This is a genomic window from Streptomyces sp. NPDC059906, from assembly GCF_042730645.1.
GTDB classification, from domain to species: Bacteria; Actinomycetota; Actinomycetes; order Streptomycetales; family Streptomycetaceae; genus Streptomyces; species Streptomyces rubrogriseus.
The window spans coordinates 199,065-213,107 of record NZ_JBHWKU010000006.1 but is presented as its reverse complement, the minus strand read 5'-3'; the positions used below and the strand labels follow the sequence as shown (position 1 = coordinate 213,107).

The following is a 14,043-nucleotide window of genomic DNA, read 5'->3' as shown; positions in this document are numbered from 1 at the left end:
CGGGGCGGAAACGGGGACCGCGGCATGGCAACCCAGGCGACGGCGCAGCGCCGACTCTCGTTCCTGCGGATCGCGATCGCCCTGCAGACACTGACCATCTTCCTCCAGGCGGTCTCCGCCGGACTGCTGCTCACCGCGTCCTACGGGGAGACGCTGCACAGCGTCGGTGCCCGGGTGATGTACGGGGCGTCGATGCTGTACGTGCTCGCGGCGGTGCTGGCGTGGAAGCCGGGCGGCGGTCCGCCGCGGCCCGTCTGGCACGCCTGCGGCTTCCTCGTCCTCGCCTCGGTCCAGGTCGTGCTCGGCATCGCGCACGTTCCGTCGGTCCATCTGCCCCTGGGGGTCCTGATGTTCGGCCTGAGCGTGCTGGCGCTGGCGCGGCGTTGAGCGCCCTCACCCTTCCGGGGCCCTCCCCGGTTGCCGGGCATGGCGGAGGCAGGAGGCGGCCACCACGAAGGGCCACAGCGACTGGAGGGACGTCACGACGCGTTCGGCGACGCCGGCGTCGCCGTGTCGCCGCATCTCGATCAGGAACCACACTCCACCGGCGGCCATCAGGGTCGTCACGGCGATCGAGGGCGCGAGACGCAGCGCCCAGGGAGCGGCCGGACCTCCGTTGACGGCCAGCACTGGCCAGACCGCCAGGAGCGTGAACCCGACCACCACCACCGCGCCGTGCCGCAGGGAGCCCCCGCTGCTGGGCGCGGGCAGCGCCACCAGGACCAGCGCGGCGAGTCCGCCCCCGCCCAGCGCCACGCGCCCGGCGGCGGCGGCGGTCCGCAGCCCCCAGGCGGTCAGCAGGTGGCAGACGCCCAGAGCCAGGAACGCCGCCGTCATCACCCAGAATCCGGCGGCTCCGTAGGCCCCCAGAACGCTGATGGTCTGCGTGACGGGATCGTAGGAAGTCCCTTCGGCGTACGCGGCGCCGGTCCAGCCTGCGATCAGCAGTACGGGTGCACATCCCGACGAGAGCAGGACCCATCTGGGAACAAATCGCATCGGGCAACCATAAAGCGGGCGGCCAGCGGACGCACCGCACGCACCGCCGTGCTCCTGGACCTCACACGGGCGGGTCGAGTGCGCGGAAGTACGTCCAGCTGGTCTCGTTCGGCTCGCTCCACTGCTCCGGGGTCCGTGCGAACCGCGGGTGGTGGTCGGCGATGTGGGCACGGGTGCGCTCGGGGACCTCCGTGTACGAGCCCAGCTTGCGGCCCCGGCAGTGGTAGGTGAGGCCGCCGGGCCGCCCGCCGCGGGCCATCCACGGGACCCACGGGGACATCCGGGTCCACGACATGGTCGCCGGGACGCCGGGGTCCGGTCCGGCCAGGTCCTCGCGGCGGGCGAAGAACTGGAAGAGTTCCAGGGCCCGGTAGGTGTCACCGGCCGAGTGACGGGGGTACTGGGCCGCCGGCAGGGGCGAGGGGTAGGCGAGCGGGATCTCCAGGCTGAAGCAGACCTGGTCGCCGAGGTCGGTCGCCGGGACCGGGAAGGGGCGCCACTTCTGGTTCGCGGGGTCGTTCCAGACGTGCACCACCGGCAGGTCCCGCCAGGTTTCCAGGATGTCGCCGGTGACGGGGTCCAGGTAGAACGCGGCCTCACGGGTGAGCAGCCGGTAGGAGTCCGGGCCGTCCTCGGCGTCGTGGACGAGGCGGGCGACGTTGACGCCTTCGAAGCCGAAGAGGCGCTCGTAGGGTTCGTCGGGAGCCCAGGCGAACACACTTCCGGACCACCAGTACGTGACCTCTTCGCCGTCGAGGGAGGCCCGGGTGCGGGCGAGGGAGCGGAGCGACTGCGCGGGTGTCGTCATGGGACGTACTCTGCGCGACCGCCGCCCCCGCCGGCCGGGAATCGGGGCGATCCGCCCGATGAATTCGGGCGGCGGACCGGGTCTCCCCTGTATGACTCGCATCATCGCGGACATCTCGATCTCCCTCGACGGCCGTGTCACCGGGCCCGGTCCCGGCCCGGGCAACGGTCTGGGCACCGGCGGCGAGGCCCTGCACACCTGGGCATTCTCCGACGATCCCGAGGAGCGCCGGATCGTGCGCGAGACGACCGCCCGGTCGGGCGCCGTCGTCCTCGGCCGCCGGCTCTTCGACCTGGTGGACGGACCGGGCGGCTGGGACGACACCGTCGGCTACGGCGCCGCGGAGGTCGGCAGACCGCCGTTCGTCGTCGTGACGGCCTCGCCACCGGAGTCGGTCCGGCTCACCGGCCTCGACTGGACGTTCGTCACGACCGGACTGCCCGACGCCGTCACCGCGGCGCGCGAGCGTGCCGAGGCGGCTTCGGCGGACCTCGGCCGGGACCTCGACGTCGTCCTGATGGGCGGCGGGGCCCTGATCGGCTCCGCGCTCGACGCCGGGCTGGTCGAGATGCTGTCCCTGCACCTGGCTCCCGTCGTGCTGGGCTCCGGAACGCCGCTGTTCACCGGGGGCACACCGCACACGCTCGTCCGGCGGAGCGCCCACGCCACACCGAACGCCACGCACCTGCTCTACGAACTCCTCTGACGTGCGACGCGACGATCACGCGCCCCCGGGCCGGGCGGCCTGTTGACGGGGACGGGCCCCGCCCCTACGGTGCCCTCACCGCGCGACCCGCGATCGGTGCCGGGGGTCCCCGAGGGGATGGTGGCAGGGCGATGAAGGCAGTGGTCCAGGAGCGGTTCGGTCCCCCGGACAGCCTGCGGCTGCGGGACGTGGATGGGCCTCACGCCGGTGCCGGCCAGGTGCTGGTGCGCGTGCACGCCGCCGCGGTGAACCCCTACGACTGGCACATGCTGCGCGGAGACCCGTACGCGGCACGGCTGCTGGGCGGCATGGGGCTGACCCGGCCGAAGTGCCGGGTGGCCGGAATCGACGCGGCGGGGGTGGTGGAGCGGGTCGGCGCGGACGTGCGGGGGCTCGGCCCCGGCGACCGGGTCCTGGGGTTCTGCCCGGGAGCCTTCGCCCAGTACGCGCGCACCACCGCAGCGATGCTGGTGCCCGTGCCCGAGGGCCTGACCTTCGAGCAGGCCGCGGCACTGCCGATGGCGGCGGTGACCGCCCTGCGCGGTATCCGGACCGTCGCTCGCGTACGGTCCGGGCAGCGGGTACTGGTCAACGGGGCGGGCGGCGGCGTGGGCACCTTCGCGGTGCAGATCGCGGCGGTCCTGGACGCGGAGGTCACCGGGGTGTGCAGCGCCGCCAACGCCGACCTGGTGCGTTCCCTGGGCGCCGCTCACGTCCTGGACTACGCCCGGGAGGACTTCACCGACGGACGCGGGCGCTACGACGTCGTGCTGGACAACGTGGGCAACCACCCGCTGGGCCGGTTGCGGCGGGCGCTCACCCCGGCGGGCGTCCTGGTGGCCAACGGCGGCGGCTCCCCCGGCCGGGTGTTCGGGGCCATCGGCGCCATGCTGAAGCTGGCGGCGGCCAACGCCGTCACGCGGCAGAGGCTGCGTCCGATCCTGCCGGCAACCCCGGACGGGCCGGTCCACGAGGACCTGTCGGCCGTCATCGCGCTCGTCGACGCCGGGCAGGTCACGCCCGTGGTCGGCAGGACCTTCGCCCTGGCCGACACCGCGCAGGCGCTGCGGCACGTCGAGGGGGGCCACGCGCGCGGCAAGACCGTCGTCACCGTGGCGTAGGCGCCCCCGGCCGAGTCGCCGTACCCCCTGCGTCAGTGGAAGCCGGTGCGCGCCGCCGTGACCTCGACGGTGTCCTTCACCAGGGCCAGTGCCGCTCCCACCGGGCTCGACCGCCCGCCGCTCACCGTGACGTCGCCCGCGTCCGGGCAACCGAACACCACGGCCTTCTCGGGCCCGGTCAGTGCGTGCAGCGGGTCCCCGGGTTCCGTCTCCTCGAGCCGTACGCGCACGACGCCGGGCTCGGCCACCGCCGCGCCGGCGACCGCCCGCAGCCGACGGGACCGGGCGGCCGCGGCCAGGGCCCGCCGCGCCGTGGTCCCGTCCACCGGCTCCGCCCGCACCCGCACCTCGGCGGGGTCCCAGCCCCAGGCCAGCGCGGCCAGCAGTCGCACCTTGGTGGCGGCGTCGTCGCCCGACAGGTCCGCCGAGGGATCCGCCTCCGCGATGCCCCGCAGCCGTGCGGCGCGGATCGCGTCGCCCAGCGTGTCGCCCTCGGCCAGCCGGTCGAGCACGAAGGTGGCGGTGCCGTTGGGACAGGCGCGGATCGTCCGGCAGTCCAGGCCGCGCAGGGACGTGCGCGACAGGTCGCCGGCCGGGAGCGCCGCCCCGGTGGCCCCGGAGATCCTGATCATGCTGCCGCCCGCCCTGGCGGCCGCGTCGAGGTCCCGCCAGTGCGTGAGCAGATGGCTCTTGGTGGCCGTCACCACGTGGATGCCCCGGCGCAGTGCCGCCACTGCCTCCTCGGCGGCGCGCTCCCGCAGCCCGGGCGAGGACGGGACGGCCTGGACGAACACCCGCGCGCCGGTGCGGTCGAAGGTCTCCTCCAGCGGCCTCGCGGGACCCCACCGAGAGCGCGGCGGCACCGACCCGTCCGCGTCCGGCCGGCACTGGGCCGCGCTCGCGCGTACGGCGGCCACCCGCGGTCGTACGCCGTGACGGCGGGCGAGCGCTTCTCCGTCCCGGGCCAGCCGGTCGACGAAGGCCTGCCCGACCGGGCCGTACCCGGCGAGGACCACAGCGGTCGTCGTCGCTCCGGTCGCTTCAGTCGCTCCGGTTGTTCCGGTCGCTCCGGTCAGTTCATTCATGGGTCCGGGATCCTCTCACACCACCGGCCGCGAGAAGGCCCGTCAGCGGGGCGGTCGCGCGAGGCCGGAGCGGTAGGCGTGGGCGACCAGTTGGGCGCGGTCCCGGGCGCCGAGCTTCGTCTTGGCGCGCTGGACGTGGGTGCGTACCGTCAGCGGGCTGAGGAACAGTTCGGCCGCGATCTCCTTGTCGGACTTGCCGTCCGCGACCAGGGCGGTCACCTCGCGCTCGCGGGCGGTGAGGGCGGCCAAATCCTCGGGCGGCACGGGGGACGCCCCGGGGTCGGGGGAATCGAGGAACCGGGTGATGAGGCTGCGGGTGGCCGCGGCGGACAGGAGGGCGTCGCCGGCGGCCACCGTGCGGATGCCGTCGAGGAGTTCCTCGGCCGTGACGTCCTTGCCGAGGAATCCGCTCGCCCCGATGCGCAGCGCCCGGGCGACGTGTTCGTCGGTCTCGAAGGTGGTGAGGATGAGGACCCGGGTGCCCCGGAGGGCGGGGTCGGCGCAGATCTCGGCGGTGGCGGCGAGGCCGTCGGTGCCGGGCATGCGGATGTCCATGAGGACGATGTCGGGTCGGTGGGTGCGGGTCAGCGCGACGGCGTCCCGGCCGTCGGCGGCTTCGGCGACCACGTCCATGTCCTCGCTGGAGTCGATCAGGATGCGGAAGGTCGCCCGCAGCAGGGCCTGGTCGTCGGCGAGCAGCACGCGGATCGTCATGAGGGCTGTTCCCTTGGTGGTGGCGGGGCGGGGAGTTCGGCGGTGACGGCGAAGCCGCCGTCCGCGAGGGCGCCCGCGCTCAGTCGTCCGCCGGAGGTCTCGGCGCGTTCCCGCATGCCGACGAGGCCGAAGCCGCCGCCGGGGCCCGGTGGGCGCGGGGTGGCGCCGCCGTCGTCGGTGACCGTGAGGGTGAGGCGGTCGTGGGCGTAGGCGAGGTGCACGTCGGCCGTGCCGGCGTCGGTGTGCTTGGTGACGTTGGTGAGGGCCTCCTGCACAATGCGGAAGGCGGTCAGGTCGGCTCCGGGCGGCAGGGGGCGCCGCGTGCCCCGGACGGTGACGGTGACGTGGAGTCCGGCGGAGCCGAACGCGGAGACCAGTTCGGGGAGTCGGCCGAGCCCCGGGGGCGGTCGCAGGTCGTCGTCGGGGTCGCCCGTGTCGCCGGCGTCGTCGGGACTGCGCAGGAGGCCCACGGTGGCCTTCAGTTCGCGCAGTGCCGAGGCGGTGGTGCCGGTGAGGTGCGTGAGGATCTCGTGGGCCTGCTCCGGGTGGGTGCGGGCGAGGTGGGCGGCGGTGCCGGCCTGGGCGTTGGCCAGCGCCATGTGGTGGGCGACGACGTCGTGCAGTTCGCGGGCGATGCGGATGCGTTCCTCGGCGACGCGGTGGCGGGCCTCCTCTTCGCGGGTGCGTTCGGCGTGCTCGGCCCGGGTGTGGACGGCGTCGAGGTGGGCGCGGCGGCTGCGGACCGCCGTGCCGGCCAGGACCGGCAGCAGGATCCAGAACACGGGGCCGACGCTCTCGTCCATCCACGGCTGGTCGTCGCGTACGGAGAGCAGGGCGGCGGGGACGACCAGCGCGACGGTGGCGCCGTAGCAGGCGTACGCGGTGCGCTGCGGGGTGCGGACGGCCAGTTCGTAGAGCGCGATCAGGACGGGCAGCAGCAGGAGTGGGGAGATCAGGTAGCCGAGAGCGACGGAGGCGGCGGCGCAGGCGGCCGTGCCGAGGACCGCGGCGCGCGGGTGGCCGCGGCGCGGCAGCAGGCCCGCGGTGGCCGCGAGCGCCCAGGGCTGGCCCGGCCACCAGCCGGGGCCTTGGTGCACGTACTGCCGGCTGGTGACGGCGAGCACCAGCAGCAGGAAGGCCGTCTCGACGAGGTGCGGGTGGCTGTCGGCGTACCGCCGCCAACTGCTGAGCATGGTTTCCTCCTGGGACCAGGATCGCCGATGCGCCCGCCGCGCGGCGGGAGGCCGCCCGGGTCCGGCACGGGCGGCCTCCCTGCGGCGCGGGTCAGGCGGGTACCGAGCCCTGCCGGTCGGCGTCGGGGACGGCCGCGAGCGCGGGGGCCGGGGTCCGCCGGCCGAGCGCCTCGCCCTCCACGTCGACCCGCGGCAGCAGCCGGTCCAGTCGGCGCGGCAGCCACCAGGCGCGCTCGCCGAGCAGGACCAGGACGGCGGGCACGAAGGCCATGCGGACGACGAAGGCGTCGAACAGGACGGCGACCGCCAGGCCGAAGCCGACCATTTTGAGGAGGGTTTCGCCGCCGGTCATGAAGCCGGCGAAGACGGACGTCATGATGACGGCGGCGGCGGTCACGACCCGGCCGCTGTGGCGGAATCCGGTGACGACGGCCTCGGCGGGCCGCTCTCCGTGGACGACGGCCTCCCGCATCCGCGACACCAGGAACACCTGGTAGTCCATGGCGAGGCCGAAGACGATGCCCACCAGCATGAGCGGCATGGTACTCATGACCGGTCCGGTCTCCTCGACTCCCAGGAGCCCGGCGCCGTGGCCGTTCTGGAAGATGGTGACCAGCGCCCCGAAGGACGCCCCGACCGACAGCAGGAAGCCGAGGGCGGCCTTGAGCGGGACGAGTACGGAGCGGAAGACGACGAGCAGCAGGAGGAAGGCCAGGCCCACCACGACGAGGAGGTAGGGGATCAGGGCGTCCGTCATCTTGCGGGCGACGTCGATGTTGAGCGCGGTGGTGCCGGTCACCTCGAAGGTGGCGCCGGTGGCGGACTCGGTGGCGTGGCGCTCGTCGCGGATGGTGTGGACGAGTTCCTCGGTCCGCTCGCTGGTGGGCGCGGTGGACGGGACGGCCTGGATCACCGCGGTGTCCTTCGCCGCGTTGAAGCGGGGCGGCGCCACGGAGACCACTCCGGCGGTGCCGGCGAGCCGGTCGGAGACGGCCGCGACCGCCGACCGCGGGTCGTCGGCCCCTCGGGCGTCCACGACGACGGTGAGTGGCCCGTTGAACCCGGGCCCGAAGCCGTCCGCGAGGGCGTCGTACGCCCGGCGTTCGGTGGTGGAGGTGGGCTTGGCCTCGTCGCCGGGCATGCCGAGCCGCAGGTCGAGCGCCGGTACGGCGAGGGCGCCCAGGAGGACCGCCGAGCCGAGCAGTACGGGAACCGGGCGGCGCTGTACGAACCGCGCCCAGCGCACGCTCCACGCCCCGGCCTCGCCCGCGCGCCGGGCGGCACCGCGGGCCGGCCGCTTGCGGAACCGGCGGGCGGGAGGGGCGCTCCGTCCCTTGCGGACCCGGCGGACCCGGCGGGCCAGCAGGGCGTCGGGCCAGAAGCCGAGCAGCGCCGGGACCAGGGTGAGGGTGATCAGCACCGCGATGACGACCGCGCCCGCGGCGGCCATTCCCATCTTCGTCAGCGACGGCACTCCGATCACCGACAGACCGGCCAGCGCGATGACGACGGTGAGTCCGGCGAAGACGACCGCGGATCCGGCCGTGCCCGCGGCCAGCCCCGCCGCCTCGCGGGCGTCGTGCCCCTTGGCGCGCTCCTCGCGGTAGCGGGAGACGACGAGCAGGGCGTAGTCGACGCCGACCGCGATCCCGATCATCATGGCCAGGTCACCGTCGGCCGTCGACATGCCGAGGGTGCCGCCCAGCGCGACGATCGAGGCGAGGGTGACGGCCACGCCGACGACGGCGGTGATCAGCGGCAGTCCGGCGGCCGCCAGCGAGCCGAAGGTGATCAGCAGGACCCCCGCGGCGACGCCGATGCCCAGGAACTCGCCGATCCCGGCCGGCGGCTCACCGGCCACGGCCCCTCCACCGGCCTCGACGGTCAGGCCGGAGGTCCGGGCCTGCTCCACCGCCGCCATGAGGTCCGCCCGTCCGGCGTCGGTGACGTGGTCCTCGGTCACCTCGTAGGTGACGGTGGCGTACGCGGTGGATCCGTCCTCGCTGACCGTCGACGCGTCGAGGGGGTCGGAGACGGCGGCGACCTGCGGTCCGTCGGCCACCTCGGCGACCAGGGTGTCGATCGCCGCTCGGTACTCGGTCGCCGTGACCTGCCGGCCGTCCGGTGCGACGAGGACGATCCGGGCACCGGCGCCTTCCGCCTCGGCGCCCGGGAACCGCTCGTTGATGAGGTCGAAGGCGTGCTGGGACTCGATCCCCGGCATCGAGTCCGAGTCGTCGGCCGCCTCGCCGGCGCTCATGGCGCCGAGCACGACGCCGAGGACGACGGCCGCCCACGCCAGGGTCACCCACCGGCGCCGTCGGAAGGCGCCACGGCCCAGCCGGTACAGCAAAGTTGCCATGGAGAGGTCTCCGCATCTGATCTGGGGAACCTCTCCAGACTCACGGGGCGGCCACCGTCCCGTCGTCGTCCGCACCGACCGTCGCGTGTACTCACTTTCGAGTACCGCGGCAGAGCTCGGACCCCCGGGTGGACGGCCGGCCGCCGCACATGCCGAAGCGTCCACGGGCCGCGGGGCCGGTCGCGGGGACCCGGGCGGCCCTCAGGTGTCCGGCGTCCCGGCCGCGCAGTGCGTCGAGGACGCGGATCGCGTCGGCGCAGGTGCCGGGGCCGGGTCCGGGGCCGGCGAGACGGTCCTGGGGCGTCTGCACCGCGCCGCGACCGGCCGGCCGGCCGTGACGACGTAGCCCTCGCTGCACGTCAGGTGCAGGTGCGGGTGCCGCCGCCGGGCAGTTCCCCGACGGTCGGCCAGTCGTGCATGGTCAGGCGGGGCACGCCGGCCGCCCCCGGGAAGCCGTCGCACGTCGGGCTCACCACGTGAGTCCCGCCAGGTGCGCGGCGACCCGCGCGCGGTCCCAGGCGCCGTCGGCGACGACCACGCGGTAGGCCCGGGCGAGGGTCTCGCCGGGTGGCAGGACCAGTTCCTCGTGGAAGGCCCAGGAGGGTGCGACCGCGGCGAAGGGGTCGCTGCGCACGAACCAGTGGGCCGGGTGGGTGCCCTTCTCGCCCGAGTGGTCGTTGGAGGGGGCGTGTTCGAAGACGAGCGTGGCGTGGCCGTCCCGTCCGTCGTGCTCGCCCACGTAGGCCAGCCAGCGGGCGCTGGAGCCCATCGGGTCGGCGTCGGCGGGCTCGCCGGACTCCGCGGAAGCGGCGGACTCCGCCGTGAGGACCCGGCCGCCGCGGAACGCGCGGGGCCCGCGCCAGAACAGCCCCGTGTAGCCGGCGGCGGGGCGTCCGTGGGTGGTGGGACTGCCGAACCGCAGGGGTTCGGCGCGCCGGTTGGTCACCGCGGACGTCCAGGTGAGCGTCCAGCTGCCGGTGTCCGGGTCGACGTCGCGGACCTCGATGCGGCGCTCCTCCTCGGCCCACAGCTCGCCGCCGTGCGGGTGCCAGGTCAGCCGCTCGGCGATGACGGCGCGGTCCGCCTCGGCGCCGACCTCCTCGAAGGACACGTGGGCCATCGACCCGACCCGCTCCGGCAGCGCGCGGTAACCCTCGCCGTGCACATAGGTGTTGCCGCCCCACAGGTTCTGCCCGGACAGGTGGGAGGCGGTCAGTTGGAGCCCCTTGTGCCAGCGGTGGTCGTTGGGGCGGTAGTCCGTGACGATCGCGCCGGACAGGGCCCGGACCGGGTGGAGGTACGGCTTGGGCGCCTCCCACGCGGCCTCGGGGCGGTACACGTAGGAGAACAGCTCGGTTCCGGCCGCCCCGTGGGCCACGGTGACGCGGTCGCCGTGGACGTGGGTGAGTGAGAGCGTCATGGGGTCCTCTTCCTCCCGGCGGAAGTACGCCGCGGCACCGTCACCGTCGGGCGACCACGATAGCAAGCGCTTGCCACAAGGCGGCTCGCCGCGCGGCCGGGCCACATGGGCACCGGCGGGGGCAAGGACGAGTGCCCTCGTCGAGAGGACTCCCGCTCGGCGAGACACTGGGACGCGACTCGTGCCGCCCTAGGCTTTTTGACCATGGAAATCCCGAGACACCTCATCGAACTCCGGCGCGCCGTCGAGGCGGCGGACAACCGCTACCGCAGCAACAGGGGCGAGAACGCCACGGTCGCCCTGGCGGTCTGGTCCGATGCCACCGCCGCGCTGGCCCGGGGCATCGCCGCCTACGCCGAGGAGACCGGCATGCCGCACCGCGAGGTGGAAGCGGCCGTGCAACGCGCGACGGGACGACACACCCCTGCGCGGTGAACGCTCGTACGGGCCGTTGACAGTGGTGGCTAACGACAGTAGCTTTTAGTTAATGCCGTTAGCCCTACTGGGGAGTGACATGACCGAGCGCCTTGCCGTCGACGGCGGCACGATCGCGTACGAAGTGACCGGGTCCGGCCCGCTGATCGTGCTCGCGCACGGCATGGGAGACAGCCGCGCCGCGTACCGCGCCGTCGTCCCGAAGCTGGTGGCGGCCGGTCACCGGGTCGCCGCGGTGGACCTGCGCGGCTGCGGCGAGTCGAGCGTCCACTGGCCGCAGTGGAGCCGCACCGCCATCGCCGGCGACCTGATCGCCCTGATCCGCCACCTGGGCGGCCCGGCCGTGGTGGTCGGCCACTCGGTCTCGGGCGGCGCCGCCACCATCGCCGCGGCCCGGGAGCCCTCCCTGGTCACGGCGGTCGTCGAGCTGGCGCCGTTCACCCGCAAGCAGTCGGTGCGACTCGGCGACCTGCGGGTGAGGCGGTTCCGGCGGGGCATGCTCCGCCTGCTCGGCGCGGGCACGTTCGGCAGCCTGCGACTGTGGCGCTCGTACCTCGACGTCGCGTACCCGGGCGCGAAGCCGGCCCATTGGGGCGAGCGGCTCGGCCGCATCGAGTCCCGGCTGCGCGAGCCGGGCCGGATGAAGGCCATGCAGGCCATGGGCCGCAGCGCCCCGACGGACGCCGGCGCCCAACTCGGCAACGTCCGCTGCCCGGTTCTGGTGGTGATGGGCACCCTCGACCCGGACTGGGCCGACCCGCGCGCGGAGGGCTCGGCCGTCGTCGCGGACCTGCCCGCCGGGCTCGGCCGCCTGGAGATGATCGAGGGCGCCGGACACTACCCGCACGACCAGTTCCCCGACGAGGTGGCCGCGCTCGTGCTCGCCTTCCTCCGCTCGGACGCCGCCCGTGCCTAGGGCGGGCCTGGATCCGGCGGCCGTGGTCGCGGCCGGTGCCGCGCTGGCCGACGAAGTGGGCTTCGCCAACCTGACGATGGGCCTGCTGGCCGAGCGGGTCGGGGTACGCACCCCGTCCCTGTACAAGCACGTGGGCGGCCAGGACGACCTCACCCGGCGGATCGCGGTCCGCGCCCTGAACGAGGCCGCGGACGCCGTCGGCGGCGCGGTCCAGGGGTACGCGGGGCCCGACGCCCTGGCCGCCGCCGCGCGCGCGTTCCGCGCCTTCGTCCTGGAGCACCCCGGCCGGTACGCCGCGACGATCGGCCAGGAACCCTCGGGGCCGGACGATCCGCTGGCCGCCGCCGGGCAGCGGCTGCTCGGCGCGTTCACCGCGATCCTGCGCGGCTACGACATCGAGGACCGCGACGTGAACCACGCCCTGCGCCTGCTGCGCAGCCTCTTCCACGGCTTCGCCACCCTGCAGGCCTCGGACGGCTTCCGGTGGAGCACCGACGTCGACGACAGCTTCGAGTGGCTCATCGCCTTCGCCGACCGGGGCCTGCGCACCCTGTGACACCGGCGCCGCGCAAGCCTGCCGGGCACCCCGGCCGGGGCAGTGGCACCCCGGGCCGTGTCAGCCGAGCGGCACGTCCGCGGAGCGGCTGCGCACGGCGTCGAGCGCGGTGAGGGACGACGCGTCCAGGGCGATCTCGCCCACGGCGAGGTTGGCGTCCAGATGACCGGCGTCGGCGGTGCCGGGGATGAGCAGCACGTTCGGGGCGTGGTGGAGCAGCCAGGCGAGACCCACCTGGGCCGGCGTCACGCCGAGCGTCCTGGCCACGGTGTGCACCGCGGGCTCGTCGGCGACCTTGGGCATGGCGGGGAACGCGCCGCCGAGCGGGAAGTACGGCACCCAGGCGACGCCCTCGGCGGAGCACAGCGCGAGCATGTCCTCGTCGTCCCGGCTCACGACGCTGTAGGCGTTCTGCACGCAGACGATGCCCGCCGGGAGGGCCCGGCGCAGCCCGTCCGGCGTCACGCTGCTCAGACCGATGGCACCGATCTTGCCCTCGTCGCGCAGCGCCGTCATCACGGCGAGCTGGTCGTCGAGGCCGACCACCTGGTCGCCCTCCGCGCGCAGGCCGGGGCCGGTGTCGAGGCGGCGCAGGTTCACGACCGGGATCCGGTCGGTGCCGAGGCTCCTGAGGTTGTCCTCGACGCTCGCCCGCAGTTCCTCAGGTCGCTGTGCGGGGCGCAGCGGGAGGGGGCCACCGGGGTCGGGGTCGGCGCCGACCTTGCTCACCACCACGACGTCGTCCTCGGGGCGGAGCACCTCGCGGATGACCTCGTTGACGAATCCGTCGCCGTAGAACTGGGCGGTGTCGAGGTGGTCGACGCCGCGTTCCACCGCTCGGCGCACGAGGGCGACGGCGGCGGCCCGGTCGGCGTGCAGGCGTTCGAGCTGCATCGCGCCGTAGCCGATCCGGGAGACGGTGCGGCCGGCGAGCACTCCGGCCCCGCCGGGGCGGGGGGTGCCGCCGTGCGTGGCACGGGAAGAGGAGGGGGTGCCGGTCGACGTCATGGGAAGTCCGTCCTCGTGCGATGATAAAGGAAGCGGAGGACCCTCCGCTTCTACGACTGTAGCACTACCGGAGGATCCTCCGCTTTGAGTCCGGACCAGGAACCGAGCGCTGCCCCCGGCCGGCCCGACCGGCCGGCCGGCGCCGAACGCCCGCTGCGCGCACACGCGCGGCGCAACCGCGACAAGCTCGTCGCCGCCGCCCGGGCCGCGTTCACGGCCGCGGACGACACCGTCCCGCTGGACGGCATCGCCCGCGATGCGGGTGTCGGCATCGGCACGCTCTACCGCCACTTCCCCACCCGCGAGGCGCTGGTCGAGGCCGTCTACGCCGCCGAACTGGACGACGTCACGGCCAGTGCCTCCGCGCTGCTGGACACGCTGCCGCCCGAGCGGGCGCTGCGCGCCTGGATGGAGCGCTACGCGGCGTTCGTCGCGACGAAGCGATCCATGCTCAACACCCTCCACAGCGGCTGGGCCTCGGGACGCCTCGCGACGCCCGCCACCCGCGAGCGCATCACGGCCGCGATCGGCACCATGCTCGCGCAGGGGGCACGGGCGGGCTCGCTGCGCGGGGATGTGGCACCCGACGACGTCACCGCGATGCTGCTGGGCGTGTTCCTCTCGACGGCCGCCGACGACGAGCCGGAGCGCACGGAGCGCCTGCTCGATCTCGTCGTCGACGCCCTCAGGCCGCCGGGGAGTTCCTGACCCGCGCCGTTG

General features: G+C 74.6%; 15 protein-coding genes. 7 read left to right on the top strand and 8 right to left on the bottom strand.

Features of this window, described 5'->3' with window-relative positions:
* Positions 1–24: 24 nt before the first annotated feature.
* On the top strand, positions 25–387 hold the full coding sequence (locus ACFV9J_RS12480; RefSeq protein ID WP_385353262.1) for a hypothetical protein: 363 nt from the start codon (positions 25–27) through the stop codon (positions 385–387).
* Positions 388–393: 6 nt separating this feature from the next.
* Here the strand turns inward: ACFV9J_RS12480 and ACFV9J_RS12475 are convergent, their stop codons facing one another.
* Complete coding sequence (locus ACFV9J_RS12475) at positions 394–999, bottom strand: DUF998 domain-containing protein (protein WP_385353260.1); 606 nt, start codon at positions 997–999, stop codon at positions 394–396.
* 61 nt (positions 1,000–1,060) lie between these two features.
* The gene (locus ACFV9J_RS12470; protein WP_385353258.1) at positions 1,061–1,807 is read right to left on the bottom strand and encodes a DUF1838 domain-containing protein; all 747 of its coding nucleotides are present in this window, start codon (positions 1,805–1,807) and stop codon (positions 1,061–1,063) included.
* Positions 1,808–1,898: 91 nt separating this feature from the next.
* On the opposite strand from ACFV9J_RS12470, the gene ACFV9J_RS12465 reads away from it, so the two are divergent.
* Both ACFV9J_RS12465 and ACFV9J_RS12460 read left to right on the top strand, forming a co-directional pair.
* Positions 1,899–2,513 (top strand): dihydrofolate reductase family protein, encoded by a 615-nt coding sequence (locus ACFV9J_RS12465; protein ID WP_385353256.1) that lies wholly within the window; start codon positions 1,899–1,901, stop codon positions 2,511–2,513.
* Positions 2,514–2,644: 131 nt separating this feature from the next.
* Positions 2,645–3,634 carry an NAD(P)-dependent alcohol dehydrogenase gene (locus tag ACFV9J_RS12460; RefSeq protein ID WP_385353254.1) on the top strand — a complete coding sequence of 330 codons (990 nt, stop codon included), beginning with the start codon at positions 2,645–2,647 and terminating at the stop codon, positions 3,632–3,634.
* Between the two features lie 32 nt (positions 3,635–3,666).
* Here ACFV9J_RS12460 and ACFV9J_RS12455 read toward each other — a convergent pair whose 3' ends face one another.
* The 5 genes from ACFV9J_RS12455 to ACFV9J_RS12435 all read right to left on the bottom strand — a co-directional run bounded on the left by ACFV9J_RS12455 (position 3,667) and on the right by ACFV9J_RS12435 (position 10,408).
* A complete protein-coding gene (locus ACFV9J_RS12455; protein ID WP_385353252.1) occupies positions 3,667–4,719 on the bottom strand; it encodes a homoserine dehydrogenase in 1,053 nt (350 codons plus the stop codon).
* 42 nt (positions 4,720–4,761) lie between these two features.
* Positions 4,762–5,433, bottom strand: a complete 672-nt coding sequence (locus ACFV9J_RS12450) for a response regulator (RefSeq protein ID WP_385353250.1) — start codon at positions 5,431–5,433, stop codon at positions 4,762–4,764.
* On the bottom strand, positions 5,430–6,626 hold the full coding sequence (locus ACFV9J_RS12445) for a sensor histidine kinase (RefSeq protein WP_385353248.1): 1,197 nt from the start codon (positions 6,624–6,626) through the stop codon (positions 5,430–5,432). Before ACFV9J_RS12445 ends, ACFV9J_RS12450 begins: the two co-directional genes overlap by 4 nt.
* A 91-nt stretch (positions 6,627–6,717) precedes the next feature.
* Positions 6,718–8,988: an MMPL family transporter gene (locus ACFV9J_RS12440; RefSeq protein WP_385353246.1), complete on the bottom strand. Its 2,271-nt coding sequence runs from the start codon at positions 8,986–8,988 to the stop codon at positions 6,718–6,720.
* 469 nt (positions 8,989–9,457) lie between these two features.
* On the bottom strand, positions 9,458–10,408 hold the full coding sequence (locus ACFV9J_RS12435; RefSeq protein WP_385353244.1) for a PmoA family protein: 951 nt from the start codon (positions 10,406–10,408) through the stop codon (positions 9,458–9,460).
* A 204-nt stretch (positions 10,409–10,612) separates the two neighbouring features.
* On the opposite strand from ACFV9J_RS12435, the gene ACFV9J_RS12430 reads away from it, so the two are divergent.
* The 3 genes from ACFV9J_RS12430 (at position 10,613) to ACFV9J_RS12420 (ending at position 12,315) form a co-directional block, all read left to right on the top strand.
* Positions 10,613–10,843 carry a hypothetical protein gene (locus ACFV9J_RS12430; protein ID WP_385353242.1) on the top strand — a complete coding sequence of 77 codons (231 nt, stop codon included), beginning with the start codon at positions 10,613–10,615 and terminating at the stop codon, positions 10,841–10,843.
* A 79-nt stretch (positions 10,844–10,922) separates the two neighbouring features.
* A complete protein-coding gene (locus tag ACFV9J_RS12425) occupies positions 10,923–11,759 on the top strand; it encodes an alpha/beta fold hydrolase (protein WP_385353240.1) in 837 nt (278 codons plus the stop codon).
* Positions 11,760–11,781: 22 nt separating this feature from the next.
* Entirely contained in the window at positions 11,782–12,315 is a 534-nt protein-coding gene (locus ACFV9J_RS12420) for a TetR/AcrR family transcriptional regulator (protein ID WP_385353571.1), read from the top strand.
* 60 nt (positions 12,316–12,375) lie between these two features.
* On the opposite strand, the gene ACFV9J_RS12415 is transcribed toward ACFV9J_RS12420, so the two are convergent.
* Entirely contained in the window at positions 12,376–13,323 is a 948-nt protein-coding gene (locus ACFV9J_RS12415; RefSeq protein ID WP_385353238.1) for an aldo/keto reductase, read from the bottom strand.
* 84 nt (positions 13,324–13,407) lie between these two features.
* Between ACFV9J_RS12415 and ACFV9J_RS12410 the strand changes: the two genes are divergently transcribed.
* Positions 13,408–14,031: a TetR/AcrR family transcriptional regulator gene (locus ACFV9J_RS12410; protein WP_385353235.1), complete on the top strand. Its 624-nt coding sequence runs from the start codon at positions 13,408–13,410 to the stop codon at positions 14,029–14,031.
* Positions 14,032–14,043: the final 12 nt, after the last annotated feature.